Below are 26,949 nucleotides of genomic sequence, written 5' to 3'. Positions count from 1 at the left end.
ACCGAAAGGCGCCGCAAGGCAATGCAAGAGCGAGATGAAACGTTTTCAATACTGGCCGGGGCTGCACCCAAAGCGATTCAGCACGCGCGGAGTTCAGGCCACGGCACACGTGGGGGAGTGGTTGGCTGAATCCCTGAACCGTTTGGGTGTGGACGCCGTTGTGCCGTTCGAAGTCAGACCCGGTGTTCGGCAGGTATTTTGCACCTGGCCGGTCCAGGGAGGGTGGCTGGTCACGCCGGGGCCAGACCGGTTACCGACACATTGCCCGAGGGCGGCTGACTGATATCAGTGCGCCGATCGCATCGTTCACCGGTCTCGCATGACGGCCTCACTCGGGGAGAGATATTGATCAGAAACTCATGGGGTTCTCGTCCAGGATGTAGCGGACGTGCGGGCCTCCGAAGTAGCCGCGGACGATGCGCGGCTGGCGTTGGCGTCTGCGGAAGAAGCGGCGGGTCTCGGCGGCGAGTTCGGCCTGATCGCGGGCCCGGTGCTGCTTGGGCAGGCTGTGCTTGAGGTCCGCATTGACCAGCTCGTCGGGGTTCAGCTCGGGCGAGTACGGGGGCAGGAAGTGCAGTTCGACATCGTCAGGGTGGGCGGCGAGCCAGTCGCGGACCTTCATGGAGCGGTGCGCGGAGTGCCCGTCGACCACGAGATGGACCTTGTGGTCGAAGTGGCCGGCGAGCCGGTCCAGGAAGCAGCACATCACTTCGGCGGTGAAGTGCTCGGTGAAGACCGTGAAGTGCATCCGGGCCTTGGTGCTGATCGCCGACACGGCGTTGACCGAGAACCTGTTCCCGCTCCGCCGCACCACAGGGGTATTCCCCTTCTCACCCCAGGTCCGGCTGGTGACCTGGTCCGAGCGGATGCCGACCTGGTCGGCCAAGAGGATCTCGCCGCCGTCCTTCCTCGCTTTCCCGTGGATCTTCGGCCAGGTCTCCTCACGCCAGCGCCGCACGGCCTCAGGGTCCTGCTCGACGGCCCGCTTGTCCGGCCGCTGGAAGGACAGCCCCCACCGTTTGAGGTACTTGCCCACTCCCACCTCGGTCAGCCGCACCCGGTACAGCTTCGCGATCAGCTCGCCCACCATCCGCCGTGTCCACAGCTGACCGGAAAGCCCCACGTCACAGGGCCGGTGGTGCAGGACCGCCTGCCGCACCGCGGCCTGCTCGGCCTCCCCGAGCACCTGATGCACACAGACCGGCTTGCCACGCGGACGCATGGCCAGCGCCTCCCGTCCGCCGGCCTGCCACTTCGCCCACCAGCCGTCGACCGACTTCAGCGACACCCCGAACATCGCCGCCACGTCCTCACGGTCCCGCCCCGCCACCAACGCGGCCACCGCCCGCAACCGCAGGGCCTCCTGCGCCGACGGCGACAGATGCCGCGCGTCCCCCACCAGATCGCTCACACACCACCAACGACCCAGAACCCAAACCGTTTCGGATCAATAACCAGTAGGGCGTGGTCAGGTGCGACCTTGTCGTTCTCCCGCCATCGCACCAGTCCCGGAGGTCCGCCTTGCGCTCCCCGCGCCGTACACAGACATCCCTCGACCCCGTGACGGTGCCGAAGCACGAGAGGGTGTGGGAGATCGACGTACTCCGCGGCTTCGCCCTGCTGGGCATTCTTCTTGTCAACGTCACGGCCATGGCCGGCCCTCGCATGGGCTCGGGAGGCGAGCTGCGTGTGTCGCGGGTGGACGAGACGGCCGACTGGCTGCTCACCACCTTGGTCAGCGCAAAGTTCTTTCCGCTCTTCTCCTTCCTGTTCGGATACAGCTTCACGCTCCAAAAAGCTTCGGCCGAGCGCACAGGCACTCCTTTCGTTCCCCGATATCTGCGCCGACTGACTGGCCTGTTCCTCCTGGGGCTCGCCCACGGCGTCCTGCTCTTCCCCGGCGACGTCCTCATGGTCTATGCGGTGCTGGGGCTCGTCCTGTTCGCGGTCAGGGACATCGAACCTCGGACCGCCGTACGGGCGGCGGCCTGTCTTGTCACCGGTGTCGCCCTATGCCTGCTGGTCTGGGGCATGGCGACGGTCGCCTACACGGAGCCGGTGAATCCGCAGGACCGCGCGGCAGCGATCCAGGAGACAGCGGCTGCGTACCGGGGTGGCTTCGGCTCAGTCGTCCAGGCCAATCTGGGGTGGTTGCACTACTCCCTGGGCTGGAACGTCCTGTACGGCGCGGACATGCTGGCGGCGCTGCTGGCCGGACTCGCCGCCGGCCGACGCGGGCTGCTCGTCGAGACCCACCGATACCGCGCGTGGATGGTGCGGATCGCCGTCTGCGCCCTGCCCGTCGGTCTGGCCGGGAGCACCTTCATGGCCGTCTGCCGCAATGGGCCGCTGGACGCCCGCTGGTACGACGTCGGCTCCGCCGTCGGCGTTCTCACCGCCCCCGCGCTGACGGCCTCGTACGTCTGTGGGCTGCTGCTCCTGCTGCGCACCCGCCCCGGCGGCCGGATCGCCGGCGCCCTCGCCGGGGCCGGCCGCCTCGCCCTGACCCACTACCTTACGCAGTCCCTGGTGATGGCGTTCGTCTTCACCGGTTACGGACTGGCCTGGTACGGCCGCCACGGCACCGCGGTACTACTGGCGGGATGCTTCGCCCTGTACGCGGCACAACTCGCTGTTGGCGGCTGGCTGTTGCGGCGTGCCCGATACGGACCGGCCGAGTGGCTGCTTCGCGCCGCAACGCTGGGGCGCAGGCCCTGATGCCTGGCCCGGCGGGTCAGGGCCTTCGCAAGGGCACCGCGTTCCTTTCCCACCTGCTCATGTCGTCTTCGACAGCGGGAGCGGAATGACCAGACCAGGAGCGGGCGGCCCGCTCGGTGATGGCGGCCGTCTCGGCCTTGGCCGCCGCCGAGATGACACCAACGTTGGGCTCTTTGTACCAGGGGCGCAGACGGATCAGGGCGGGCCGTACACCGGTGGCCAGCAACAGGGCGGTGCCCTTGGGCAGCGCTCGTATACGGTCCGCGGGCAGCACCGGGTCCAGTCGGTAGGAGTACGAACGGGAGGTACCATCCTTGCTTTTGGACCAGGAGGCCGTACGTACGTCGTGGTTGCCGACGAGTTTGGAGACCTTCTCCACGAAGTCGGCGTCGTCCAAGCCGGCACCGAGCAGCTTGATCGTGGCCGCGCTCCACAGGGCATCCATACCGGCCTCGCCCCACACCCTGCTGCCCTGCCGGTAACTCTGCAGCAGGGTAACGACGTTGATGCCGCGCGAGCCCAAATGGCTGTACAGGTCAGGCAGATCGGAGATCCGGCAGACGTTGGCCGCCTCGTCGAGGACCGCGGTCATCGGAGGGTCGAGTCGGCCGCCCATGCGCTCGGCAGCCTTCACGCCCGCGCGCAACGTCGTGTCGGCGAGTCCCGCGATCACCCCCGCGGCTGAGCCACCGCCGTCCTTCGACAGCAGGTAGAGGGTGTCTCGGGTCAGTACGTGCTCGTGCGGCTTGAACTGCGGCAGTGCGGGATCGGGCGTCACCCAGGCCACGATCTCCGGGTCGAGCAGGCATGCCACGCACTGCCGGGCGGTTTCGTAGATGCCGTCACGGGTCTCCACCGCGCCCCGGACCGTGCCCTGCAACTGCTCAGCCATAGCGATCAGGTTGACATCCCGCAACAGGTCGATCGGCGTGCGATCGGCCGGGTCCGCGAGCCACGCCAGCAGGTCGAGTACGGATGCCTCACCGCGTGCTGCGGCGAGAAACAGGGAGGTGAGGGTGTTCTGAGCCGCGGAGATCCAGAAGTCCTTCTTCGACTGGTCGTCGTTGACGGAGGCGACGAAGTGCCCGGCCAGGCGACGGGCGCCCTCAATGGTGTGACAGTCGGCGAGGATGTCCCACCACATCTCGCGCGGGGCATGGGCGATGCCCTGCGGGTCGAACGTCCATACCCGGCCGGCCTCTTCGCGTGCGGCGCGGGTCACGGCGTAGACGTCGGACTTGTTGGAGGTCAGCAGCACCGCGCCCTGGGCACGCAGCACCCGTGGGATGGCGATGCCCGTGGACTTGCCGGCGCGCGGCGCCATCAGGTCCAGCTCCACGTCCTCGTAGGAGGAACGTAGTTCGGGGCCGTTCGGATCGAGGTCGCCGAGGAGGTTGCCCGTCTCGTCGGGGTGCAGGTGCTGGCGGCCCTTGAGCGAGGGGCGCAGCTCACGGGCGCGCTCCGTGATGCCGGCCGGGGCCAGGGCGGCCAGTTCCCGGTTCCCGGCCAATCCCTTGGGCCGGGAGACGTACCGCATCACTCGCCGCCCGGCCAGCACGCCGGCGGTGACCGCCGAGCCGAAGACCAGGACGATTCCGGCGACCACGCCGACCGGTGAGGCTTCCGGCCAGAGTACCGACGGCCCATCGGTGAACAAGGTAAGGAACGTCGCCAGGGCAAAGGGCGGAGGATGCCAGCCGGCGCCGGTCAGCGCGGCACCCAGCGTGCCGCCGAGCCACACGCCCCCGAACACCACCAGGCTCACGGCCGCCACGAGGACGATCGCCCAGGGCGCCAGCTCGCTGCCGTAACCCTTGCCTCTATCCGCAGTCGCGCTCATCGGTCCAAGCCCTTTCCGTGTCGGAGGACTTGGACAGATCCGGAACGGGGGTGTACGCCCTCTCGATACCGACCTCGTTCTCCACCCAGCGTTTGTTGGTGTCGTGCAGTCGCCGTTCGGTGTCGGTGATGGCGACCTGGATCGGGATGCCGGGCCGGCCACCAACCTTGATCAGGAAACGGCCGCGGCCCGGCGGTTCCTCGCGGTTCCCGGTCCCGGCCCAGCCCGGGGGCGAGGACCAGGAAGAGACCAGTTCGATCTCCCGGCGGGACAGACCGACGATCTGGCCGAGCTCTTCCATCTCCTGGCGCGGCAGCCCCGCGCACACCACCATGCCAGCCCGTTCGACGAAACCGCGTGCCTTGACCCGGTCGGTTTCGGAGCCGAGCGACTCGGCGTCCTTGAGCGTATGTGTGATCTTGGCGTCGCCCAGTCCGAGACTGCGATTGAGCCGGGTCAGCGCGTCGATGCGGTCCACAATGCCCGAAGCCGCGCGCAACGGTCGCCACAGTTCGTCGAGCACCGTGAAGAACCAGCGCCGGGGCCGAAGTCCGGCGTCCGCCAGCGCATGCGAGGCGGCCACGGTGCCCAGGCCGTCGGACCACGTGGCCAGCATCGCCGCGGCGGTGAGCTGGGTGTCCGCCTCACCGATCCGGGAGATGTCCACGCATACCGCCGGCGCGTCCAGGTTGATGCGGGTGGACGTCTCGGAGGCGAATGTGTCACCGAGCGGTCCGTCCAGGATGCCCAACAGCGAGCGGTGCAGCGGGTCCACCGCGTTGCGGTAGCGGGTCTCGTCCCCCCGGTCCAGGGTCACCGCCCGTACCCGGTCAGGCCCCTCGGTGATGACCCGCAGCAGGTCCGGCAGCAGTGGCTGACGACCGGATGGTGTGCGCTCGCGCAGATGGTGCAGGGCCGCGGAGAGCACCGACTGCTCGTGGTCGTCCACGGGACGGTCACGCACGATGGTGACGAGTGCGGCGACCATGTTGAGGACGCGACCGTGGGTTTCGGCGGTCAGCACCCGGCCGGCCTCGCCGCCGATGCGCTGAGCGGCGGCGCCCATCGCCCCAGGGTCGAGGACATTGATGCCGCCCACCCCGCGCCCGATGGAGATGACCTGTCCCCCCAGGGCGCGCACGGTGTCGGCATAGTCGGGCTTGAGGTCGCCCAGTACCAGCGGTACCACACCGGTGGCGGCCAGTCCGATGAGCATGCGGTTGATCAGAGTGGACTTGCCCAGGCCCGGCATACCCAGCATGAACAGCGAAGGGTTGGAGATGTAGTGCGCGCGCGTGAACCACGACAGCGGGTCGCCGCAGACGGTGGCTCCGGTGAAGAGATGTCGGCCCAACGGGACGCCGCTCATCGGCGCGCCCGAGCCCGCCGCGAATGGCCACAGGCCGCACGCCTGCACGGTGGTGGCTCGCCACATCGTCGGCGGGTCCACGTTGGCCACCTGGCCGCCGCCGGGGCCGGGCCAGCCACGCGGAGGCACCAACTGTTTCTTGGAGCGGGCTGGTTGCTTCCTGTTGTTGCCCCTGGTCGTCTTCCTCGTGGTCACAGTGCTTCCTTCACCTCGCGCGGTACCAGCGTGTACTCCCACGGCAAGATCCCGGCTGGGAGTGTGCAGCTGAACGCGGCGGCCTGCATCCGGTCGGCCGGACGCATCGACAGCCGTGCTCCGGCCAGTTGGTTGCGTATCGACATGTTCGCGTCGTCCAATTCGGAGTCGGTGTCGACCGTCACCGTGACCATCAGTGAGAACTCCACAAGGCCGGCGCCGGTGGCCTCCTCCACAGCGGTCTGCTCGGCGGCGCGCACCTCGTTAGCGGCTCGCGCCTGCACCATGCCGCGCCGTGAGGTAGCCATGAACTGTGCCGCCCGTCGGTCGGCCTCGACAATGCGCGCGGACGTCGCGGGGTCGATGGGGCGGTACAGCAGGGCGACGCGCTTTCGGCGGGTACCCGGAGTGGCTTCCAGGAGGCCGCGCAGCACGTTGGCACGGACTGTGCCCCGTGGTGCGAGGGTGAGCATCCAGGTCCGAGACACCCCTGAGTCGTGCTGATAGGAGTTGGCTTTCTCCACAGTCGCCGCAGGGCCTGCGTCATCCCAGTCCAGGCCGGTGCCGCCGTGTTGTGCGCGGGCGTCGAGAATGTCCCCCGCGACGGCCGGGTCGTAGGCCACGCGTACGACTTCGGCGATGCGTTCGGCCGACAGTGGTGCGGCCGATCCGGCACCTGCTGCCACCAGTCCCGCCAACAGGCCGGGAATGCGGATCGCCAGCTCGGTGATGATCTCGTCGTCGTCCTTGCGTTTCTGACCGTTGGGTGACCCGTAGGTCAGCGTGATGTAGGTGTGCATCTCAGAGGACGCCATCGGGTACCGCTCCACCACTTCCTCCATGACCGCCCGCGCAGCCGGTGGAGCGTCGGGGTGAATACGGGGCAGCAGCTCGTTGGCCAATCGGCTTCCCGTGTCCGGGGCGGTCTCGACCACCACAGAGGCGCCGCGCAGTCCCGGTTCGGCGGACAGCCGGGCAAGCCAGTGGCCCCATGACGCCACCCAGGTGTCCACCTGGTCGTGGTCGACGAGAGAACCACCGTCGGGTTCGCAGCCGAGCACGACGGTGTAGAGGTTCCGGCTGCGATGGTGCAGCACGCCGAACGGCTGGTCGTAGGCGTCCCTTCCTTCACTGACCTTGACCCGGCTCAGCAGGCCCGGCGGAGGGAACCGGCCGCCCGGGCGTGAGGACAGCGGACCTGAGACGTAGGTGGTCGATCCCTTGGCCTTGCGGTGGAACCAGCTGATACGCAGGGCGATGAGCTGGTAGACGTTGCGCCCGTCCTGCGTGCGCGCGGTCAGCGGCAGAAGCAACAGGGCCTGCATGACGAGGGCGACCAGCGTGATCTGGAGTGAGATCAGCGACAGGATGAGATCGATGACGATCCCGCCGAACACTCCGATGGTGCCGATGAGGCCGAGCGGCCCTAGCCCGGGCCGTCTGGGCCTGCGCCAGTTCCCGTACGTGGGATGGACGACGGCGGCTTCGGTGGACATGGCAAATACCTGCTTCGCTTACGGTGAGTGGGCCGTGGGGGCCGTCCTGGACCGGATCGCGGTCCGGCCCCTGGAAAGCTCTGGCCTCCGGACTACGAGGGAGCGCGGCCAATGAGCGGGAGGAAACCCGCCTTACACGGGTCTGACGCTGCTCACCCGTCGCGGGGAATGTCTCGGTACATACTCTCTTCAGTGGCTCTGTTGTGTAGGTTCTCGTACCACGCCTCGGAGTACATCTGGGGCTCGGACCTGCCTGACGAGGCTCCTCCGCCGCCCAACAACGAGCTGTCTATTCCGCCCGAGGATTCGCCTCCGCCGCCTCCGCCCGACGGCGAACTGTCATCGCCTCCGCCCGACGGCGAACTGTCATCGCCTCCGCCGCCACCGCCACCCTCGCCGCCTCCGCTCAGCAAGTTGCCACTGCTCGCTCCCGAGGGCTTGAGGGCTCCGGTGGCGCCACCAGCGAGACCGGTGGCGCCACCTGCGATAGAGGCCACCCCTCCGCCGAGCGACTTCGCTCCTGAGGCGACACTGCCGGCGGCGCTCATGGCGGCTTTCTCGACCGAGTCAGCGCCGAGAGCCTCCGTCGCCGGCACGATCACTCTCATCAGTGCCGGCAGGGCTATGGCCGATAGCAGAAGCACTCCCATTCCCGCGACCTGCGTATTGACTTTGGTGGCTCCATCGCTGCCGGTCACTTGTGAGTTCATCATGACTGAGCCCGAGAAGAACACAAGGCTGACAGTGGGCTTGTACAGCAGCCAGGCGATCATCCACCCCATGTGCTTGCGCCACCATGTGCCGCCCCACTCGGTCATGGAGGCTGCGGCAGCCAAGGGGAGCGTGCCCATCAAAATGATCATCACGCCGAGGCGGATCCACATCAGGAGCGCGTGGATGATGCCGGAGACGATGAGGAGACAGGCGAGGACCAGAAGCAGCATGGAGGGGATTTCGTCACTGCAGTCCATTCCGCCCATCAGGTCATCGAGGGCGCCTCTGAACAGGTGGTCGGAGTACCTGTCCATAAGGATGGTGAACGTGATGAGCACGGTGCTCGCGGCCGTGTTGACCAAGGTGATCCGCAGGATGCCCTTCAGCGCGACCTGACCACTGTCGGCACGCCTGTCCAGAGCCATTTTGATCGCGGCGAAGAGGATCGAACCAACTGCCAGATAGACAACGATCCACTGCGTCTGGCGGTTGATCACTCCCGACGACTGCTCGTTGTACGAGTCGATGCTTCCCACGGCATCGAAGATGGCGAATGCGCCGCGCATCGCGATCTTGGCAACCACCCTCATCATCTCGGCGATCGGATTGCCGAAGATCAATTTGCCAATGTCGATGCTGTCGTCGCAGCTATCGGCCAAGTACATGTCATTCTCCCCATGCGGAGAAGCCGCTGGGCTTCGCCTGCCGCATTCGTGTGTAGAGCGACCCGTCGTCCAGAGGGGCCACCTTCCAATCGCCGTCCCGCCAGCGCATGGACACCGACGTACTCAGGTAGCCGCCTATGGGATTGGTGAGGAGCAGCCGTACGGTCGCGGATTCACCCGAGTAGGACTTCAGCGAGAACCCCATGAACCGACCGATGAGGCTCTGCTCGAGGTCTGTCGTCCCGGCCTCGGCCTTGCTGATGACGAATTTGTCGCGCGGCTCACCGGGCACGATCTGCTGCTCCGCGGCAGTGCGCCACGCGGTGCCGCCCAGCTGGACGGGAATGACGTGCGCCGCCAGTACCGCACCTGTGGGCGTGTGGGCGAAGCACCACCAGATGGACTCGTCGGTGTGCAGCGGCCCTGCCGACCTCGAGGTGGGAACCATCCTGCCGACGAGCTGACGCCACCGTAGATCGGCCGGCGTGGTGGTAGGGCGCGAAGTGTCCCGGTCGTCGGTCCGGCAGTTCTCCGGCCGATCTCCCCGACCGTCCCGGGTCTCTTGCGGATCACCGGGGGACAGCGGGCCGCTGAGCCCGGAGAGTATCTCCCGGCTGGCGGCCGCGATCCCCGCCTTCCTGGAGGAGGTATCGGTGGTGTTGCCACTTGAGAGGGCCACCAGTGACATGACCACGAGAAAGACGAGGAACCCGGCCGAGCTGATCCAGCCGCGTTGCTTGTAGAAAGGTCCCTCGACGGGCTCCCGTTTCCGTATGGAGCGAAACATGTTGGTGATCTCTCTCACGGAGGATCACTGAGAAAAGAAGAATGTGACGATGGGCCCCGCGGTGGAGACGAGGACACAGCCTCCCATCACCATGCCCAGGCGGCTCATGTGCTCAGAACCCTGTCCCTGACCGCCCTTTACAGACACAGCCATCATGACTCCGGTGACCAGGACACCCGCCACACCGGCGGCGGTGCCGGCCCAACTGGCGATTCCCAGCACGGTGTCGATGGCGTCGGCAAGGGATTGAGGTGCCTGCCGCTTTGGGGAGGGGACCTCACCGGTGGCCAGGTAGTTCTGGCCCGCAGTGGAGAGGTCTCGCAGGATGTTCTTCATTCGGGGCTCCAATGTCGAAACAAGTCGGATGTTCAAGTGCGGTCAGCGAAGCAGGTAAGGCATGATAACGAAATTGACGAGCGGTCCCGCGCTGACGCAGAGAACGCAAGAGCCAAGGACAATGACAAGCCCTCGGAAGTAGGTGGCTCCTTCACCCATCTCGCCGCGGCGCAGCTGCAGGGCCATTTGGATGCCGACGACGATGATTCCCGCGACCGCGGCGGCCGTCACCATCCAGGCGAGGTTGCCGAGCAGTTCGCTCGCCTGGGGATTCGGATCGAACTGCCCGTTGGGCCCGAAGTCGCCGGTCACGGATTGCGCGCGGCTCATCGCGGTCCCGCGTTTCGTCCGGAGGACGGGCTGGAAACGAGTTCCGCCAGCGCACGTACCGCATTCGGCAGCGGATCCACCTCCTCGCCGAGACGCCACGCCGGAATCCAGGGAACACGGTGGACTTCGGCCGCCGAACGCAGCACGCGTACGCGTCGGCCGAGTGAGCGCGGGAGACGACCCGGCGCGTCGGCGACGAGGACGAGGGCGATGAGGTGCACCCCGGCTGGATGCTCCCCCGTGCGCAGCACGTTCAGTGCCTGGGATGCCGCCTGCATGCCACCGGCATGCGTACGGGCCACCAGCAGGACTCCGCCTGGTTCGCCCCGGGCCGGTTCGGGCCACCGAAGGCGCAGGTCCGCGCCGCCCAGCACCCGCGCGAGCGTGCTCGCCCCGCCACCGCCGTGTGCGTTGACCCAGGCGACCGGCTGCCCCCGGTGAGGCGAGGGCGCGTGTTGGGCGGGCGCGGCCGCATCGGGACGCGTGGTCCTCGCCGCTGGGCGCCGCGGCACAGCTGTCGCAGTGACGTCCTGTCGAGCGGCCGGTCCACGAATCCACATCTGCGGGCCGGCCGACGGCGCCGGTGGGACACCCATGAGCGTCCACCCCTTCCCTTGGTTCTGAACTGTCGCGACGGATCCGCATTGAACTGATCGGACGCTGTGTCCGTTGCGCCGGTGCGGGCCTGCGGTGATCCGTCGGGCAGCCACTACGGGAAAACACATGCCTTGGTTCAGCAGTGCTCGGAACCAAGGGATGCGGGCGAACATGAAGGGAGCGACTGGGTGTGAGTAGAGGTACCAGCGGTCAGGCCACCAAAAGCAGGAACGCCGTGCTCATGGCTGCCGCCGGGAGTACGGCTCTCTCTGGATTCATGCTTTTCCCCCTGATCATCCTGATCATCCTGATCGGGGCGATCATCGTATTCATCATCTATACCTTCTTCTTGCCTTTGGTTATTATTTGCGACATTTTCGGTTGCGGAGGAGGCGCCGGCGGTGCGACAGGGGACAGCAGCCAGGTCGCCGAGGCGTTCGGCGGTGACGGGCGGGGCGAGTTGTACGAACCCAGCGTTCCCGGGGAGTTCCTTGAGTACATCAAGAACGCCGGGGCCGAATGCACACAGATCGGCCCGGTCGTCATCGCCTCGCAGATCCAGCTGGAGTCGATGTTCAACGAGAGACTCGTCGGGCCCGACGGGGCCGAGGGGATCTCCCAGTTGCCCCCGGACAAGTTCGAGGAGTTCGGCGAGGACGAGGACGACAACGACAAGACCTCGGCCCTGGACGCAGCGGACTCGATCATGGCGCAGGGCAGATACATGTGCTCACTGGCCGAGCACATCGACGAACTCGTTGCCAACAACGAGGTCGAGGGAGATCTCCTCGACCTGACCCTGGCCGCCTACCACGTGGGCCTGGACACGGTCAAAGAGTCGGGTGGCGTACCGGCCCACTCCGGCGCGCAGAGCTACGTCTACGGCGTCAGGAGCTCGTTCGTCGTGTACTCGGGTGCCGTCAAGGTTCCCGAAGGATCCGCGTACCCCACCATCAGCCCACTGCCACTCGACAGCATCAACCCGTCGCCCACCGGTGGGCAGTGATCAGAACAGCGAAGGAGTCATCGGGTGCTCAGGAAGCAAGTCCGGTGGGGGCGCGATGGGCAGGAAGGTGCCGAGCGGGGGGTGATCGCCTCCGAGGTGTTCATCGCCCCCGACGGCCGTGTGACGGTCGACGGCGTACCCTTCCCCCTGCCGGACGGCGAACCGGTCAACGTGGCCGTGCTCGACACGATGCAGCGACGGGCACGGGCCAGGGGCGGACCCGTCGAGGTCATGATCGTCGACCGGCGGGCGGGGTACGCCACTCGCGTCGAGGTCGCCGCCGACGGTTCGAGCCGCGTCGTGCGGCACGAGAGATACCAGGAGTTGACCGAGGCGGAGCCCCTGCCCGCGGCGAGGCCGGGTCCGGCAGATTCAAGCCTGGTCGAACAACGACCGGCCGAACTGCCGTCTGCCAGAACGGCGTTGGTCCCCGGCCGTTCGACCGACTCACCGCCCGACGAAGGCACACCACGCACCGACGCAGATACACCGGTGCTCGTCCCGGACGAACTCGCCGAACTCGTCGCGCGTATCGGCCACGCCATCGACAACGGAGCGCCCGAGCGGGCGGCGGCGCTCGCCTTCAGGTTGCAGGAGCACACCACGCGAGCCTTCGGCGCCGAACACCCGTACACCTTGGAAGCACAGGCGCTGGCGGCGTACGCCGCGCACAAGAGCGGCAATCACGTCGCCGCGACAGCCACCTGCCTCGAACTCACCCTGATTCGTCATCAGCAGGGTGACCCACGGGCCCATGCCGACCTGCTGCGAGCGGTCGCCGGGTGGCAGCTGATCGACGACCTGCCGTCCGCTGTCGACCACGGCCGGGCCCTGCTCGCCGCATGGTCCCGGCTTGCCATGGAAGGCAATGTGGCCGCAGGGGATGTCGAACTGGTGAGGTACGTGGACCGGCGTATACGCACCCTTGTCACTGAGTCCGCCACGGGCCACGTCGGCGCGTTCTGAGAGAAAGCGCAGGTCGCCGGGGAGAAGCGCGTCAGTACAGGCTCTCCCCCTTCTGCGGCAGGTCCTCGATTCGGCCAAACTCGGCTGAATCCGATGTTTGAACGTCAATAGAACGTCAATGCGATGTGGAGACTCACTCGCAACACTCCCCCTGATCGAGGCTTCCTGGTTCGGCCTTGAGACCTGACCTTCGCCCAAGGTCATGGACAAAGGGAGAAGAACGTGACTTTGACGGTTTTGGGTTCCCTGGGAGCGGTGAGCACTGCGGAACGCGCGATGCGCACACTCCACGACAACCAGGCGGGCCCGCTGTACACCTACGTGGTACGGCTGTTGAACGGTGACCGTCACAAGGCCGAGGACATCGTCCAAGAGGCGCTGCTGCGCTGCTGGCGGACGCAGGACCTGGCCGCCGGCCAGCACCTGCGTCCGTGGCTGTTCAGAGTGGCCCGCAACCTCGTGATCGACGAGCTCCGGATGCGCAAGACCCGTCCCCAGGAGGTCAACGGCAACACCTGGCTGGAGGACTTGCTGCCCATGCCTGACGGCGTGGACTGTTTGCTTTCCTCCATGCTTCTCAGGGAGGCGTTCAAGCAGCTGTCCCCCATTCATCGTGAGGTGCTGTACGAGACGTACTACGCCGGCAGATCGATGCGCGAGGCGGGCCAGGTACTCGGCGTTCCGACGGGCACCGTCAAGTCGCGTGTGCATCACGCGGTACGTTTCCTGCGGCTGGCCATGGAGCTTGCCGAGAGTGCCGTCGACAACGCCGACGAGGAGTCGGCACAGCATCTGTCCGCCGCCTGAGAAGCTGTGTCAGATCCAGCGATTTGTGACGTTCTGTGACTGATGGGATGTCGGTGGGGCTGGCCGGGGTAGTTGTTGAGGAAGCTCAATAGGGTCGAGATTCGACCATGTTGGCTCAGTATCTGGTGATGCTGATGGTGTGAGGTGGAGTCTGGGCGTATCGCCGGGCCGGGGTTCCGCAGCCGACGCAGGACGCCGACGCTTCGGCCCGCGCCGGGTGGTGCGCCATGGCCCCAGTGGTGGAGAGTGTCCACGACGGCCTCAATCCCCGCACCGTCGCGGTGATCCTGGACTCCCAGTCCGTCAAAGGTGTCGAGACCGTGGGTCAGGACACCCGAGGCTTCGACGGCGGCAAGCTGATCAACGGCAGGAAGCGGCACCTGGCGGTCGACATGCGCGGCATGGCTCTGGCCGTGATGGTCACCAAGGTCTACGCACGACAGCATCCCCGCCCGCGACCAGCTGTTCCGCCTGCGCCTGACCCACCCCTATCACCGGTTCTGAGACAGGCACCGAGCAAGGTTGGGTCGTCGTCCGCACCGCGAGGGCGCGAATCGTTCATCGGCCGGTGGGCGTGACGGTTACGGGGGTCTCCGCAGAGAGACCGGGCTCAGCTTGCCTTCCGGGCGTCCAGCGCGGGCCGTTCCCAGGTCGAGCCGGGCCGGGTGCTTCGCGGCGCGGGTCTGTCCATCACGGGTTGTTCCCCCGCCGCCCCCGCACCGCCCGTGTGGTGAGCCTTCAGCAGCCACTCCCTGTGTTCCAAGACCGCGGTGAGCGCTTCTCCCGCCTTGCCGGGGATCTGGTTGCGCATACGGATGACAGCGACCCCGGCGGACAGCGCCTCGTCGACTCGGGTGATCTGCATCCACAGCAGTTCAGCACGGCTTGCCGCTGCCTCCGCCTGTTCGGCGTCCCCTCGGAGATGCCAGCGCTCGGCCACGTCGCGGTACAACTGAATGCCGCCGACAGTGTCTCCGGCCAGAGCGGTGGCCCGTGCGCGGATCTCGCGGATTCCCAGTGTGCCGGGATGCGAGACACCAAGGACGCCCGTGGCCCGATTGTCGAGCTGTGCGGCGAGCGTCTTGGCCTGGTCGGTACGGCCCGCGTCAAGATGGCTCCTGACCACGGCCAGAGATTCCGTGAACGCCTCGGTCCCCTGTTGCGGGCCGGGTTGGGACGTGGAGGCACCGCGGACGATCGCGGTAGCTCTTGTCGGGCGCTTGTTCAGGCGCTTCTTGGTCACCGGGGTGTGCGGTTTGCCGGCCGGGACCTCGCTCACATTTCCGTCGGATGAGATGATCAGCTGCCAGACCTCGCCGCCCGTTTCGACGGCCGTTGCCCGCACGGCCCGGCCGAGCCTGGCGGCCACGCTTGCCACGACGGCTATGGCGGAGGCACGCGTAGCGTGCCCTGACGTGGGAATCAATGGTCCTGACACGAGGACCCGGCAGTCGTCTTGGACAGTGAGGTCGTAGACCGGCCAGGCCGGTATATTCGCTGACTCGTGCATTGACATGACGTTGCTCCCATGCAGTTGGACGCCCCGGCCCGGCTGAGAAAAACAAGTCCTAGCGGACGGTCACATCGGCGACCCGCCATGACGTGCCGACCGCCGTGCGGGTGAGGTGTACGTAGGCCGTGACGACAACAAGCTCGCCCTTCCACCCATTGCGCCCCGACGGGGTGGCGGTGACCGTCCACTGACGCCATGCCCCGGTGTCGGTGTCGGGAGGCCGGGCGGCGTCCTCGGACTTCTTCACCACCACGGTGGTGTGAGCGCGGTGTCTGATCCACTGCTGCCATTGGGCATCAGTGACCGGCTGGGGCCGGTGCGCGCGGAGCCGGTCCGCGTGCGCTTCGGTCAGCCAACCCGCGTCCGCGGTGCGCAACTCGGCGTCGTGCGGCCCGCGGTCGGTGGTGGTGTCGAAGGTCCACAGCCCTGCGAGTGTGCCTCTGCTGACCATGTCGGCATCGGTCTGGTCGACGTCCTGAGGGCGGATCGTTCTTCCGCGGGGCGCACCGGTGCCCTTGGGTTCCGGGAGCGCGGGTGCGTTCGTGCGGGAGGCGGACGGTGTCGGATACGGTCCGGTGCCGGTCGCCGCAGGAGCCGATCGCGCCGCGTATGCGTGCTCCTCAGCGCCACCGCCACTAGCGGAACCACACCCGCCGACGAGCAGGCCGAGCGTGAGTGCCGCCGCACCGGCGGCGCCTCGTGTACGGAGGCGAGTCATCCGAACCGCCTGACCTTCTGGGGCTTACCGGCGTAATAGGGCTCGGCGAGGTCGCTGATCTTGACCACGTCACCGGTCTTCGGCGCGTGGATGAACTGCCCCCCACCGATGTAGATGCCGATGTGGTCGTAACTGCCGCCCAGCTGGAACCCGATCACATCGCCGGGCCGCATGGCGTCGCGGGACACTGCTTCGCCGGACTTGACCTGGAGTTGGCTGACACGAGGGAGGAGAACACTACCGCCTGCGGCGTGGTAAACGGCGTTCTGCACGAGGCTGGAGCAGTCGAATCCCACGGTGTTGGCGCCCTGAGCGAAGCCGCGGCCGGGGCCTTCCGGCCCGCCGCCACCCCACGAGTAGGGGGTGCCGAGCCACTTCCTCGCGTTGTCCACCACCCGGGCACCGAACGAGCCGTCGGCGGCTGCCGGTTCGGTGCCGGTGTACCTGGTCATCGACGTGATGATTTTGATGACGTAGCTCTGGGTCTCGGGGATGGGAGGTATTCCGTTGGCCCGTTCGACCGCTCCAGGGCCCGCGTTGTACGCGGCGAGGATCAGCCGGGTGGGGTCGCCACCGATATTCATCTCGCTGACCCTGTCCGCGAGCCAGCAGTCGTAGCGCGCCTGGGACATGATCGCGTCGCCCGGGGTGAACGGGTCGGCCACACCGTCCGGTTCCGGACTGCCGTCCTTGCCCGCCGCGTCTACGCCCCACGTAGCCCATGTGCTGGGGATGAACTGGCTCAGCCCTTCGGCCTGTGCATGGCTCACGGCTGTCGGGTCCCAGCCCGACTCCGCCTCGATCTGCGCGGCCAGCAGCGGTGCACTGACCTCCGGACAGAGGCTGCCGGCACGCTCGATCCAATGGACATGCTCGGGCGGTATGCGTCCGGGCTTGAGCCCGGTGACCAGTCCAACGGGTTCGACGCCCTGTTCGCGGCCCACAGCGCCGAGGACCGACAGACCGACCAGAGAGCCGACGAGTCCCAGGACGACAGACCCTGTGGCCAGTGCGGCTGACCTCACCCGGCCGGGGTGGCCGTTCACCGACAACTTCCGGTGTGAGAGGTGAACCCCCGCGAAGACGCAGAGTCACACATGCGCAAATCAGTCCTATCTGTACTCAACTTCAAGAAAAGTAATTTGTTGCGATTTATCAACTTGTGTGTATTATTCGGCTCATTGTGTTGATGGTCGAAGGAGACGTCTTGACAGGGGATGCACCGGTCATCAATCCCTGGTTGCCACAGTCGGGCCGTTCGGGTGGCATCAACGGGAAACCCAGGCGATCGGTTCAAGGTGTGTCGACCGGACTTTTCGGCCCTCAAGCCCCCCAGGGAACCGGAGTACCGCAGCCGGAGCAGGCACTGCCCGTCGCTCGTCCGCCGGTGGGCGACGGGCATTCCTGGTGGTGGCTCGGTGTGCACGGCGGCGCGGGCGTCAGCACGCTCGAGCAGGCCGTGCCCGGCGGCCGGGACGCCGGGCGGGCCTGGCCGACGGCCCAGGGGAATCAGCCAGTCGTACTAGTCGCTCGCTCCACGGCGCACGGTCTGGCAGCGGCGCAGAGCGCCGCCCAGCAGTGGGCCTCGCGCATGGTCACCGGCATCGACCTGCTGGGCCTGGTCGTTGTCGCCGACACTCCCGGCCGGCGCCCTCGGGCGCTGCGGGACCGGGTGTCACTGGTGTCGGGTGCCGTGCCACGGCTGTGGGAGATCCCATGGGTGGAGGCCTGGCGGCTTGGCGAACCGCATCTGCCCAAGGAGTGCTCGCCCCTCGCCCGCGACCTGATCCGACTCACTCAATTCACCTAGAGGGGAACCGAGTTGTCCACTCTGCTGGCGGCCCTTTTGGACGCCTCGCCGTATCTGACCCATGCGGCCGCAGCCTCGCCGCAGCCCTCGGGCGTGCCCGACGTCGGCGGCGGAGAAGCACCGCCCGGAGCCGAGGACCTGCTGCAGGTGCTGAGGTGGGTGGCCTGGACCGTGACCACCCTGTGCGTCGCGGGCATCTTCGGTGTCGCCGCCCGGATGGCAGTCGACCACTCCCGGGGAGGCGGTCGTGACCATGTCAGGGGGCTCGGCTTCGTCCTGGGAGCGTGCCTGCTCGTCGGCTCCGCCTCGGGCATCGTCGGCGCGTTCATCTAGACAGAATGCGACTTCGCGTCAGACCCCCGTCGCGCTTCGTCCGCCCGCCCCGCCAACCATCACCCGACCACTCATCAGGAGGGGGAGGAACCCATGGCAGACCCCGCCATCCACACGACGCCCGACGAGCCGCGAAGTCCGTGGCTGCGCAGCGGCTTCGTCCTCGCCGCCGCGTTCATCGGCTTCGTGACCGTCGTCGCCGGGGCGGTCATCTTCACCTCGGACCCCTCCGGCAGGGGCGACGCCCTCACCACTTCCCAACCCTCCGTTGGCCGTCACTCCGGCCCGTCGTCGTCCGCACCCTCCAGCGGTGAGCGGTGCCCGAAACTCCCCGACAACCGGCAGGACGTGCCCACCGCCGCTCCCCGGGGAGTGACCTGGACGCTGTTCGGCGCCGTCGCCCTGCCCGCGTCCGAGGAATCGGGCCCCGCCGTGACCGGTCAGGACGTGGCTCGGTGCTACGCACGTACTCCCGTGGGCGCCCTGCTGGCCACCAGCCAGATCAGCGTGCGTCATGTGGCGGCCCACGACTGGCGGAAGGTGACCCGGGTCCAGACCGTCGGCGCGGGCCGCGACGCCTACATAGCCGGGCGGACCAAGGCCGAGAAGGAATCGCCCACCAACTCGGACGGTGGTGCCCACGGGCAGATCGCCGGATTCAAGTTCGTCACCTACGACGACAGCACCGCGGTCATCCAGACCGTGTGGCGGTACCCCGACGGTGGGATGCAGGCCGCCACCACCACGGTGCTGTGGCGGGACGGCGACTGGCTGCTGGAGTACCCGGCCGCCCCTGCCGCGCCCATCCCTGTCGGCTCTCTCGCGGGATACGCCGAGTGGGGGGGCGTCTGATGGCGGGCTGCGACTTCGGCTGGGTGTCGCCCTCGGTCGGCGGCTACTGCGTGGGTGACGGGGCCGGAGCAGTCCCGTCGAACCTCGGCGAAAGCGCGTTCGACGAGATCGCAGAGAGCGCCGCGAAGGCGGCGAGTACGACTGTTGAGGCGCTCGGCAGCGCCTGGATGAACCTGGGCACTCCCGACCTCAGCGACGACACCGGACCGGTGGCGTTCCTCCAAGGCTCCACGCTGTGGATCACCTCATTCACCGCCGTACTCAGCCTGCTCGTCGCGGCCGGGCAGATCGCCTGGCAGCGACGTGGCGAGACAGCTCGGCAAGCTCTCCAAGGGCTCCTCAACCTGATGATGGTCTCCTCTGTCGGGGTCGCCACCGTTGCCCTGCTGACCTCGGCGGGGGACAGATTCAGTGTCTGGATCATCGACAGGTCCACGGGTTGCCGACAGATCAGCGCCGGCGGGGAACCTGTCGAGCAGTGCGTGGGCGAGTTCGAAAAGCGCACATCGGCCATGCTGGCCCTGGGCGGCACGGACTCGTCGTTCCTCGTCCTGATCATGGCCATTCTGGTGATCACCGGCACTGTGGCGCAGATCGCCCTGATGATCGTGCGGATGGCCATGCTCGTGATCCTCACGGGGACGCTGCCCCTGGCGGCGGCGGCCAGCTCCACCCCCGCCGGCCGGCTCTGGTTCCGTAGGTCCGTGGGCTGGCTCCTCGCGTTCGTGCTGTACAAGCCGGCCGCAGCCGTCGTCTACGCGGCGGCGTTCTCCATCAGCGGCCAGGAAGAGGACAACGAAGTCGTCTCCATGGTGTCCGGGGTCGTACTGATCGTCCTGGCCTGCTTCACGCTGCCCGCGCTGATGCGGTTCGCGGCTCCCGTCGTCCAAGCCGCGGTCTCCGGCGCGGGCCGGACGGCCAAGAGCTCTGCCGGAGTTGGTGGAACGGCGGCGGCAGCCACCGGGGCAATGGCCGTGTCGCACATGCGCAGCCTGGCCACCGGACGATCGGTGGCAGGGGCCGCCGTGAACCAGCGGGCCACGGGCGCGCGAACGAGTGGTCCGAGAACCACCCGGAGCGCCGCGGGGGCACAGGGAGCGCCGGACCAGCGGCGTGCCACGGCCGGTCCCGCCCTGCCAGATACCGCGAACAGCGCCGAGACGCGGTCCGAAGACCGGCAGGAGACAGCGGCACCGGTGCCCGTCCTGGTCCGGCAGTACCCCGACGACCAGCAGGAGAAGTTCCATGACCGTTGAAGAAACCACCACGCGCACCTACGGCAACTTCCGCAAACCTCGCGCCTCCGGCCTACGCGGACTGTCCCTGGGCACGACGCTGCTGCTGCTCGCCGGACTGATCGCCGTGGTGCTGACCACACTGGTCTCCGTCTGGGCCGCGCTGCTCATGGCGGTGTCTGTGGCGATGGTCACAACGGCGCTCGCGTTCAGGGACCGTCACGACCGTACCCTGATGAAGCGTGGCGCGGTCCGCCTGGCCTGGTGGCGCACCACCCGTTCCGGGGGGCATCTGTACCGGTCGGGTCCGCTGGGCCGAACCGGCTACGGCACCTGCGAACTGCCCGGACTAGCGGCCGGGTCGACGCTGACGGAGGCTCAGGACGGCTACGGCCGCCCCTTCGCAGTGATCACGATTCCGGCGACCGGCCATCACACGGTGGTCATCTCCTGCGACGCGGACGGATCCGCCCTCGTCGACGAGCGTCAGGTCGACACCTGGGTGGCTCACTGGGGCCAATGGCTTTCCGCTCTGGGGTCCGAACCGGATCTCGTTGCCGCGAGCGTCACCGTTGAGACCGCACCCGACTCCGGGGTGCGGCTCCAGCATGAGATCGCCTCCAACACCGTTGCCGCGGCACCCCAGTTGGCCACGGCGATGCTCCACGAGGTGCTGGCCGCCTACCCCGCCGGCTCAGCGCAGATCGCCACGCGCGTCGCGCTGACGTACTCCGGCGCGGCCCGCCCGGGTACACCCCGACGCAGCGCCGAGGACATGGCGCTGCACATCGGCACCCGCCTGCCGGGGCTGACCGCGGGGCTGTCCCTCACCAGCGCTGGTACGGCCGTCCCGATGACCGCGACCGAACTCGCCGAGGTGGTACGTGTCGCCTATGACCCGACCGTGGCGACCCTGGTGGAAGAGGCGCGGGCGACCGGCGGCACCGGGCTGACCTGGAAGGAAGCCGGGCCCATGGCCGCCCAGGAAGCCTGGGACCACTACCGGCACGACGGGGCGTTCAGCATGACGTGGGCTATGACGGAGGCCCCGCAGGGCGAGGTGTTCTCCAATGTCCTGACCGGGCTGGTCCAGCCCAACCGCGACATCGCTCGCAAGCGGGTCACCCTCCTGTACCGCCCACACAGTCCGGCCGACGGCGCCCGCGTCGTCCAACAGGACTACAAGAACGCGCTGTTCGCCGCCCAGCAGCAACAGATCGGAAAGGCACGCGAGGACGCGGAGGTGATCGCGGCGCGCAGGACCACCGAGGAACAGGCCCAGGGACACGGCGTGATCCGCTTCGGCCTGCTGATCACAGCGACCGTCAACGCTGCCGCAGACCTGCCGAAGGCCGCCGCCGCGGTCGACAACCTTGCCCCCGCAGCCCGTATCGCGGTGCGGCCCGTCTACGGCTCCCAGGCCACGGCGTTCGCCGCGGCGCTGCCTCTTGGCCTGGTGCTCCCCCTCCACACCGCACTGCCGCAGACCATACGCGACGCCATGTAAGGCATCTGACGCAGTGTGACGCGGTCGCAGCGATGTGACGGAGAGCGGCGAAGAACGAGGAGACCTCAATGGCACGCATGACCAAGCAGTTCCGCCCGCCCCGCCCCACCCCCCGCGGCTGGCCCGGGGTCGGCGGCGGCATGGTCGGCTATGTGGATCCCGCGCCTGAGTGGCGCGGTACATCGGTACAGGTGTGCGGCCTGTGGCCGTTCGGCGCGGGCGCCGGGACCCCCATGGTCGGCGTCCCGCTCGGCCGTGACCTGGACTCCGGGGCGACGGTGTGTTGCGATCCCGTGTCTTGGTTCATGCGCACTAGCCTGCTGGCCAATCCGTCGATGTTCGTACTGGGCCGGCCGGGGCTCGGCAAGTCGACGGTCGTACGGCGCATGGCCCTCGGCCTGTCCGGCTACGGTGTCCATCCGATGATCTTCGGCGACCTCAAGCCGGACTACGCGGACCTGATCAGGGCCATCGGCGGGCAGGTCATCAGCCTGGGACGGGGCCGCGGCAATCTCAACGTCCTGGACCCCGGCGAGTCCGCCCGGGCGGCGGCGAGGCTCACCGGTGAGGCCCGCGAGCGGCTTCTCGCGGACATCCACGGCCGCCGCCTCAACATGGTCTCCGCACTGGTGACCATCCTGCGCTCGGGGCCGCCGACGGACCGTGAGGAGACGATCCTGTCGACCGCGCTGAACATCCTGGACGACCGGCACGACTCGCGCTCGGGCCGGGTACCGGTGCTCGGTGACCTCGTCCAGGTCATCAAGGACGCGCCGGAAGCCGTACGGGCGGTTGCCCTGGACCGGGGCGACCTGACCCGGTACCGCGACATCACGGAGAACCTGGAGGCCTCCCTGACCGCACTGCTCGGCGACGGACGTCTGGGCGGGACCTTCGCCCGGCCGACGACGGAGGCGATGAAGCTGGACCGCCCGGTCTGCTTCGACGTCAGCGGCATCGACGACAGCGAGGCCCTGCTCCAGGCCGCGGCGCTGCTGTCCTGCTGGTCGTACGGATTCGGCGCGGTCTCGGCGGCCCACGCCCTCACGGACGCGGGACTGGAACCCCAGCGCAACTACTTCCTGGTCATGGACGAACTGTGGCGCGTCCTCCAGGCCGGCCGTGGTCTGGTCGACCGCGTGAACGCCCTCACCCGCCTGGACCGCCAGCGCGGAGTGGGCCTGGCCATGATCACCCACAGCATCGACGATCTGCTGGCCCTGCCGACGGAGGAGGACCGCACCAAGGCGAAGGGCTTCGTGGAACGCGCCGGCATGGTGGTCTGCGGGGGACTTCCGCCTGCCGAGATACCGCAGCTGTCACAGATCGTAGAGCTGAACGAGGCGGAGAGGCGTCTGCTGGTCGACTGGTCCACCCCACCGGCCTGGGCCTCCAATCGCGGCCGCCGGGCGGACGCGCCCGGGCTTGGCAACTTCCTCATCAAAGTCGGCAACCGCCCCGGGATCCCCCTGCACGTGGACCTGACGGCGGCCGAACTCGAGGTCAACGACACAAACAAGAGGTGGAACAAGTAGGCGAGACCGGGAGCGGAAGAGCTTCTCCTGCGAGGACCGAGCTTCCCGTCCGCGGGCGGACAACGGACCGCTTGCCAGGTCCAGGATCTTGAACCGGTCGGACTGCAAATCCGTTGTTCACGTCGAGCCAGCTGGAATCGGCAAGAAGTCTCCTTGGAGCCAATACCTTCCGCTTCCGGATCCTTCTCGGCAGCCCTCGAGGGGGCGAACCCAAGCGGCAACTCCACGGCCGTTGCGTTCCAGGACTAACACAATGAGCCGTTTCAGCGTGGCCGCTGAACGGGTGACGGTGCTGCTGGGGAGGAGGGACCGCAACGCACGAGGCTCCCGTGCCGTTGAGGGAGGTGTTCGAAGTCTCAATCCATCGGCACAGGAGCCTCGTTGGTTCTCTATCCTGCCGCACTCGACCTGTCTCACGCCTTGGTCGCGTGGGTCACGATGCTCATCGTCACCCTTGAGGGGGACCGGCGATGCAAGCTCCCGCCGCACCAGCGTGCGCTGGTCGCCCTGGTGTATCTGCGCCGTCACGACACCCTCGCGCGCATCGCGGCCGGCTTCGGTATATCCGTCGGTACCGCTCACGCATACGCCACGGCCGTCGTCGGTCTGCTCGCCGGCCGGGCTCCGGGCCTGCTGAAGGTCCTGCGCGAGAGCGACCCGGACTTCGTGCTGCTGGACGGGACCCTCGCCGAGTGCGACCGGACCGGCGACGGCCGTGGGCCGTGGCGACTACCCGGCCAAGCACCGCCGCCACGGGGTGAACGACCAGGCCGTCACCGACCCCACCGGCAAGGTGCTGTGGATCTCGCCCGCGCTGCCGGACCGCACCCATGACCTGACCTCGGCCCGCCCCCACCGGATCATCCGGATCTGCGAGCGACAGGGCGCCCCCGCCCTGGCTGACCGCGCATACCAGGGCGCCGGCCCTTGGGCCACCACCGGGCTCAAACGACCACCCGGAGGCGAACTCACGCCCACACAGCGAACTGTCAACCGCGCACCGGCCCAGGCTCGAGCTCCCGTCGAACGCGGCATGGCACGGCTGAAGTCCTGGCAGATCTTCCGCAGAGCCCGCATCAGCCCCAACCGCATGACCGTCATCGCCAAGGCCCTCCTCACCCTGGAGAGCCAACTCTGAAAGAGCTCAATAGGAGAGCATCTGATCTAGGTAGTTGGTGTTCTGGGATGGGTTTGTGACTGGTGGCGTTGGCGGTCGTTGCACGGTGGGTGAGTGCTCGTCGTCCGTACCGCAGTGATGTGTCCGATGCCCGCTGGGCTCTGATCGAGCCGGTCTTCGCGGCCTGGCGGGCGAGACGGACTGGGCCGGGGACGGCGGCCCGGGCCCATGATGCGCGGGAGATCGTCAACGCGATCCTGTACGCCAACCGCACCGGCATCCCGTGGGAGTACCTGCCGCACGACTTCCCGCCGTACAAGACCATCTATGACTACTACGCGAAGTGGGAAGCCGACGGCACCACCCGGCAGGTCCACGACCTGTTACGCGACGAGACCTGCCAGTTGCATGGCCGCAGCGTGCAGCCCACTGCGGCCGTGGCGGACGCGCAGAGCGTGAAGACCTCGACAAACGTCTCCGAGACCAGCCAGGGCATCGACGCCGGCAAGAAGATCAAAGGACGCAGGCGACACGTGATCACCGACACGCTCGGCCTGGTCTTGGCTGTCCTGGTCACCGCCGCGAACGTGCACGACACCACCGGCGGCAAGCTCCTGCTCGACGACCTGGCCGCGGCACGTCCCAGCGTGTCCAAGGTCTGGGCCGACGGCGGCTACCAGAACAGCATCTTCGACCACGGCGCCCGGCTGGGCATCGATGTCGAGGTGGTACAGAGGCCACGGACAAAGGGGTTCGAGCCGCTGTCGAAACGGTGGGTGATCGAGCGGACCTTGGGCCGGCTGATGCAGCACCGCCGCCTGACACGGGACTACGAAGCCCTGCCGCAGCGACCACAGTCGATGATCCACTGGGCGATGGCTAACAAAATGGCCCGCGAACTGACCGGAGAATCCACACCAACCTGGCGAATCGAAACAGGCATCCCACTGATATCGGCGTGAACGTTGATCAGATGCTCTCTCAGTCACCGCATGACCTGCCCAACATCTCCAACGGAGTCCTGGTATTGAGGCTAGGGCAGGCGGGTGTTGAACCGTCGGGCGGTGTGCTGCGTTGAGGGGGTGTGTTGTCGGCGGTTTGCGTATGGAGGATGTCATGGATCAGCAGGCTCCCCTTCAAGGGCACGCTCTGGGGATGGCCCGGCTGTACGGCCTGAGCGGCGAGCCGGAACACCCCGCCCAGGTCCCCCTCGGCCACCTCCCCAAGCGGTACAGGAAGGACGCGCCCGCGTGGGAGAACGCGGCCCGGCAGCGGATGCATAACCTCCGCAAACCCGAAAATGTGGTCAGTGAAGCGGAGGGGAAGGTGCTGGCGGATGCGCAGATCCCCGTGAAGCCACGGCCGCAGGGAGCGGGTTACCACATCGACCCGACGGTAGCGCGGCACAGTGAGGACACCAGGGCGGCTGCGAATGTCAGCAACGCCACGGGGATCGCACGGCTGTACGGCCTGACCCGCGAGCCGGAACACCCCGCCCAGGTCCCCCTCGGCCACCTCCCCATGCGGAGGAAGGACGCGCCCGCGTGGGAGAAAGCAGCCCAGCAGCGGATGCATCATCTCCTCGACCCTGCGAGTGTGGTCAGTGAAGCGGAGGGGAAGGTGCTGGCGGATGCGCAGATCCCCGTGAGGCCACGGCCGCAGGGAGCGGGTTACTACATCGACCCGACGGTGCCACGGCTCAGTGACGACACCAGGGCGGCTGCGAATGTCAGCAACGCTCTGGGGATGGCACGGTTGTACGGCCTGAGCGGCGAGCCGGAATACCCCGCCCAGGTCCCCCTCGGCCACCTCCCCACGCAGGCCAGGAAGGACGCGCCCGCGTGGGAGAAAGCGGCCCGGCAGCGGATGCGTAACCTCCTCAACCCTGTGAAGGTGGTCAGTGAAGCGGAGGGGAAGGTGCTGGCGGATGCGCAGATCCCCCTGAAGCCACGGCCGAACAGGGCGGGTTACTACATCGACCCGGCGGTAGCGCGGCAGCGGGACTTCTTGTCCGGTGTGGTTGTCGGCGGTGTGCAGCCCGGGCTGGGGCTGCCCGGTGCGGGGGCTGCACAGTCTTGGAGCGGGGCCGCTGTGCCGCTGCCGGGAGTTCTGCCTGCCTCGGACGAGGCGCAGAACCCAGTGGGGAGATATCTGGTGTCCGCGGCCGGTTCCGGTCAGTTCTCCAGTCCCCAGGCCGGTCACCAGCCGGGCCCCTCCCAAGCGGCACCGCCGGCTTTCGGGTACCCGACGGCGCCTCAACCGGCCAAGAGACAGAGGCGCTGAGCCTGCCCCGCCTCCAGAACACAGACAACCACCCCTCCCTTGTCCGCGACGCCTGAACTGCGAGCCGGTTCCGGACCTTGGGATCCGAGAGGGCGTTTATACAGGTCAAGCCCTAAATACGAGCCTTGCGCCTGCCCTGATTCGGGATTCTTCATCACATAGGCAGCGAATGATGGTCTCCAGGGTGGGTGGATTGAAGTGGTCGTCGCAACACCTTCTG

24 protein-coding genes and 2 pseudogenes are annotated in these 26,949 nt (G+C 67.7%); 14 read left to right on the top strand and 12 right to left on the bottom strand.

Annotated features, from left to right (window positions below; genetic code table 11):
- Positions 1 to 349: 349 nt before the first annotated feature.
- Entirely contained in the window at positions 350 to 1,411 is a 1,062-nt protein-coding gene (locus OIE75_RS32340) for an IS630 family transposase (RefSeq protein WP_443078408.1), read from the bottom strand.
- Between the two features lie 155 nt (positions 1,412 to 1,566).
- Between OIE75_RS32340 and OIE75_RS32335 the strand changes: the two genes are divergently transcribed.
- Positions 1,567 to 2,718 (top strand): DUF418 domain-containing protein, encoded by a 1,152-nt coding sequence (locus tag OIE75_RS32335; RefSeq protein WP_329473064.1) that lies wholly within the window; start codon positions 1,567 to 1,569, stop codon positions 2,716 to 2,718.
- A gap of 16 nt (positions 2,719 to 2,734) precedes the next feature.
- On the opposite strand, the gene OIE75_RS32330 is transcribed toward OIE75_RS32335, so the two are convergent.
- From OIE75_RS32330 to OIE75_RS32295, 8 genes are all read right to left on the bottom strand, one after another.
- Complete coding sequence (locus OIE75_RS32330) at positions 2,735 to 4,558, bottom strand: type IV secretory system conjugative DNA transfer family protein (RefSeq protein WP_329473063.1); 1,824 nt, start codon at positions 4,556 to 4,558, stop codon at positions 2,735 to 2,737.
- Positions 4,539 to 6,056: an ATP/GTP-binding protein gene (locus OIE75_RS32325; RefSeq protein WP_329474093.1), complete on the bottom strand. Its 1,518-nt coding sequence runs from the start codon at positions 6,054 to 6,056 to the stop codon at positions 4,539 to 4,541. The genes OIE75_RS32330 and OIE75_RS32325 overlap by 20 nt, the downstream gene beginning before the upstream one ends.
- A 62-nt stretch (positions 6,057 to 6,118) precedes the next feature.
- Entirely contained in the window at positions 6,119 to 7,618 is a 1,500-nt protein-coding gene (locus tag OIE75_RS32320) for an SCO6880 family protein (protein WP_329473062.1), read from the bottom strand.
- Positions 7,619 to 7,770: 152 nt separating this feature from the next.
- Positions 7,771 to 8,997: a hypothetical protein gene (locus tag OIE75_RS32315; protein ID WP_329473061.1), complete on the bottom strand. Its 1,227-nt coding sequence runs from the start codon at positions 8,995 to 8,997 to the stop codon at positions 7,771 to 7,773.
- 1 nt (position 8,998) lies between these two features.
- On the bottom strand, positions 8,999 to 9,802 hold the full coding sequence (locus tag OIE75_RS32310) for a hypothetical protein (protein WP_329473060.1): 804 nt from the start codon (positions 9,800 to 9,802) through the stop codon (positions 8,999 to 9,001).
- A gap of 6 nt (positions 9,803 to 9,808) precedes the next feature.
- Entirely contained in the window at positions 9,809 to 10,120 is a 312-nt protein-coding gene (locus OIE75_RS32305) for a hypothetical protein (protein ID WP_329473059.1), read from the bottom strand.
- Positions 10,121 to 10,162: 42 nt separating this feature from the next.
- A complete protein-coding gene (locus OIE75_RS32300; protein ID WP_329473058.1) occupies positions 10,163 to 10,450 on the bottom strand; it encodes a hypothetical protein in 288 nt (95 codons plus the stop codon).
- The gene (locus tag OIE75_RS32295; RefSeq protein ID WP_329474092.1) at positions 10,447 to 11,010 is read right to left on the bottom strand and encodes a DUF6668 family protein; all 564 of its coding nucleotides are present in this window, start codon (positions 11,008 to 11,010) and stop codon (positions 10,447 to 10,449) included. Before OIE75_RS32295 ends, OIE75_RS32300 begins: the two co-directional genes overlap by 4 nt.
- Positions 11,011 to 11,324: 314 nt before the next feature.
- On the opposite strand from OIE75_RS32295, the gene OIE75_RS32290 reads away from it, so the two are divergent.
- The 4 genes and pseudogenes from OIE75_RS32290 to OIE75_RS32275 form a co-directional block, all read left to right on the top strand.
- On the top strand, positions 11,325 to 12,053 hold the full coding sequence (locus tag OIE75_RS32290; protein ID WP_329473057.1) for a transglycosylase SLT domain-containing protein: 729 nt from the start codon (positions 11,325 to 11,327) through the stop codon (positions 12,051 to 12,053).
- Between the two features lie 81 nt (positions 12,054 to 12,134).
- Positions 12,135 to 13,019, top strand: coding sequence for a hypothetical protein (locus OIE75_RS32285; protein ID WP_329473056.1), 885 nt, complete (start codon positions 12,135 to 12,137; stop codon positions 13,017 to 13,019).
- A 255-nt stretch (positions 13,020 to 13,274) separates the two neighbouring features.
- Positions 13,275 to 13,826 carry a sigma-70 family RNA polymerase sigma factor gene (locus OIE75_RS32280; protein WP_329473055.1) on the top strand — a complete coding sequence of 184 codons (552 nt, stop codon included), beginning with the start codon at positions 13,275 to 13,277 and terminating at the stop codon, positions 13,824 to 13,826.
- A gap of 257 nt (positions 13,827 to 14,083) precedes the next feature.
- Positions 14,084 to 14,315: pseudogene (locus OIE75_RS32275) on the top strand (transposase); the annotation flags it as partial.
- A gap of 121 nt (positions 14,316 to 14,436) precedes the next feature.
- Here OIE75_RS32275 and OIE75_RS32270 read toward each other — a convergent pair.
- The 3 genes from OIE75_RS32270 to OIE75_RS32260 all read right to left on the bottom strand — a co-directional run bounded on the left by OIE75_RS32270 (position 14,437) and on the right by OIE75_RS32260 (position 17,103).
- Positions 14,437 to 15,195, bottom strand: coding sequence for a hypothetical protein (locus tag OIE75_RS32270; RefSeq protein ID WP_329473054.1), 759 nt, complete (start codon positions 15,193 to 15,195; stop codon positions 14,437 to 14,439).
- A 199-nt stretch (positions 15,196 to 15,394) separates the two neighbouring features.
- A complete protein-coding gene (locus tag OIE75_RS32265; protein WP_329473053.1) occupies positions 15,395 to 15,790 on the bottom strand; it encodes a hypothetical protein in 396 nt (131 codons plus the stop codon).
- A gap of 263 nt (positions 15,791 to 16,053) precedes the next feature.
- A complete protein-coding gene (locus tag OIE75_RS32260; protein WP_329473052.1) occupies positions 16,054 to 17,103 on the bottom strand; it encodes a C40 family peptidase in 1,050 nt (349 codons plus the stop codon).
- Positions 17,104 to 17,444: 341 nt separating this feature from the next.
- Between OIE75_RS32260 and OIE75_RS32255 the strand changes: the two genes are divergently transcribed.
- From OIE75_RS32255 to OIE75_RS32215, 9 genes and pseudogenes are all read left to right on the top strand, one after another.
- Complete coding sequence (locus OIE75_RS32255; protein ID WP_329473051.1) at positions 17,445 to 17,867, top strand: DUF6668 family protein; 423 nt, start codon at positions 17,445 to 17,447, stop codon at positions 17,865 to 17,867.
- A gap of 12 nt (positions 17,868 to 17,879) precedes the next feature.
- Positions 17,880 to 18,200, top strand: coding sequence for a hypothetical protein (locus OIE75_RS32250; protein WP_329473050.1), 321 nt, complete (start codon positions 17,880 to 17,882; stop codon positions 18,198 to 18,200).
- Between the two features lie 93 nt (positions 18,201 to 18,293).
- Entirely contained in the window at positions 18,294 to 19,052 is a 759-nt protein-coding gene (locus tag OIE75_RS32245) for a hypothetical protein (RefSeq protein WP_329473049.1), read from the top strand.
- The gene (locus tag OIE75_RS32240) at positions 19,052 to 20,308 is read left to right on the top strand and encodes a hypothetical protein (RefSeq protein ID WP_329473048.1); all 1,257 of its coding nucleotides are present in this window, start codon (positions 19,052 to 19,054) and stop codon (positions 20,306 to 20,308) included. Before OIE75_RS32245 ends, OIE75_RS32240 begins: the two co-directional genes overlap by 1 nt.
- The gene (locus OIE75_RS32235; protein WP_329473047.1) at positions 20,298 to 21,794 is read left to right on the top strand and encodes an SCO6880 family protein; all 1,497 of its coding nucleotides are present in this window, start codon (positions 20,298 to 20,300) and stop codon (positions 21,792 to 21,794) included. The genes OIE75_RS32240 and OIE75_RS32235 overlap by 11 nt, the downstream gene beginning before the upstream one ends.
- 68 nt (positions 21,795 to 21,862) lie before the next feature.
- Entirely contained in the window at positions 21,863 to 23,329 is a 1,467-nt protein-coding gene (locus tag OIE75_RS32230) for an ATP/GTP-binding protein (protein ID WP_329473046.1), read from the top strand.
- A gap of 381 nt (positions 23,330 to 23,710) precedes the next feature.
- A pseudogene (locus tag OIE75_RS32225) lies at positions 23,711 to 24,467 on the top strand (transposase family protein).
- A gap of 89 nt (positions 24,468 to 24,556) precedes the next feature.
- On the top strand, positions 24,557 to 25,408 hold the full coding sequence (locus tag OIE75_RS32220; protein ID WP_329474091.1) for an IS5 family transposase: 852 nt from the start codon (positions 24,557 to 24,559) through the stop codon (positions 25,406 to 25,408).
- Between the two features lie 154 nt (positions 25,409 to 25,562).
- Positions 25,563 to 26,729 carry a hypothetical protein gene (locus tag OIE75_RS32215; RefSeq protein WP_329473045.1) on the top strand — a complete coding sequence of 389 codons (1,167 nt, stop codon included), beginning with the start codon at positions 25,563 to 25,565 and terminating at the stop codon, positions 26,727 to 26,729.
- The last annotated feature ends 220 nt before the right edge of the window (positions 26,730 to 26,949 follow it).

Source organism: Streptomyces sp. NBC_01723 (assembly GCF_036246005.1).
GTDB lineage: Bacteria > Actinomycetota > Actinomycetes > Streptomycetales > Streptomycetaceae > Streptomyces.
This window is presented reverse-complemented; position numbering and strand designations above follow the sequence as displayed.